The 1,324-nt window shown below is 70.8% G+C and carries 2 protein-coding genes; both read right to left on the bottom strand.

Translation table 11 applies throughout. The features are described from left to right. Nucleotides 1-888: amidohydrolase family protein (locus tag GUY60_RS37705; RefSeq protein WP_187370237.1), on the bottom strand; the 888-nt coding region annotated here is incomplete at its 3' end. Next, on the bottom strand, nucleotides 875-1,204 hold the full coding sequence (locus GUY60_RS37700; RefSeq protein ID WP_312866579.1) for an antibiotic biosynthesis monooxygenase family protein: 330 nt from the start codon (nucleotides 1,202-1,204) through the stop codon (nucleotides 875-877). The genes GUY60_RS37700 and GUY60_RS37705, both read right to left, overlap by 14 nt. Nucleotides 1,205-1,324: the final 120 nt, after the last annotated feature.

The following is a 1,324-nucleotide window of genomic DNA, read 5'->3' as shown; positions in this document are numbered from 1 at the left end:
GTTGTCGTGACACACCGCCCGCAGCCAGTCGTCCCCGAGCCCCAGCCGCTCCAGGGCGTCGAGCTGATGGACGTACGGATAGGGGATGTTGGGGAAGTCCGTGCCGAGCAGAATCCGGTCCCCGAGCTCGGCCAGCCGGGCCCGCTCCACGACGGGAAACGCACTGAACCGCTCACTGAAGTCCGTGAATGCCATCGTGGTGTCGAGCCGCACCTCCGCGTACCGCTCGGCCAGGTCGAGGAAGTCGGCGTACTCGGGCATCCCCATGTGCGCCACGACCAGCCGCAACCGAGGGTGCCGGGCGAGCAGCCGCGCCACCGGTTCGGGCCCGGTGTGCTTGCCGGGCTGCGGTCCCGAACCGCAGTGCATCACCACGGGCGTGCCGGAGTCGGCGAGCAGCCCCCACACCGGGTCGAGCCGCTCGTCCCCCGGGTCGTAACCCCCCACCTGCACATGGGACTTGAACACCCGCGCCCCCGCCTCGACGGCCTCGCGCACATACGTCTCCACCCCGTCCTCGGGGAACAGCGTCGCCGTGTGCAGACAGTCCGGCGTCCGCCCGGCGAACTCCGCCGCCCAGCCGTTCAGCCAGGCCGCCATGCCCGGCTTGTGCGGATACAGCATCGCCGTGAAGGCCCGCACCCCGAACTCCCGGAGCAGCGCGAGCCGTTCCGCCTCGTCCCTGCGGTACGCGATGGGCCACTCCATCCCGGTCAGCGGCCCCACCCCGTCGAAGTACGCCCACACCTTGCGCAGCACCCGCTCCGGCATGAAGTGCGTGTGCACATCGACGAGACCGGGCACCCCGAGCCGTCGCCAGAACGCCCGCACCCGCTCCGCCTCGGCGCCCCCGTCCGGCCCGACGCTGCCACCGTCACTCCCGCACAAAGCCGTAGCTCCTCTCCACCTTGCTGACGTGCACGGAGAAGCTCTCGTACCACTCCGCCCTGCCCCGCTCCTGAGCCGCGCGATGCTCCACCTGCCGGCGCCACTCCGCGATCGCTTCCTCGCTCTCGAAGTAGCTGACCGTGATGCCGAGCCCGCCCGGCGTACGCGCCGACTCCACGCCGAGGAACCCCGGCACCTCCCGCACCAGATCGGCCATCCGCCCGGCCGTCTCCCCGTACCCCGCATCCTCGTCCGTGCGCAGGGAGGTGAACACGACGACGTAGTACGGCGGTTGGAACGGCGGCAGCGGAGCCACGCGCTCCACACTCGCGTCAGCCGAGGAACCCGGACCTGAGGAATCAGAGGAGTCAGAGGAGTCAGTGGTCATGCCACCCACTGTCGACGCTCCCCCCACCCCCTGTCCACGGTCCCGAAC

Origin of the sequence: Streptomyces boluensis (assembly GCF_009908195.1) — a bacterium.
In the GTDB taxonomy this organism is placed as follows: domain Bacteria; phylum Actinomycetota; class Actinomycetes; order Streptomycetales; family Streptomycetaceae; genus Streptomyces; species Streptomyces boluensis.
This window is presented reverse-complemented; position numbering and strand designations above follow the sequence as displayed.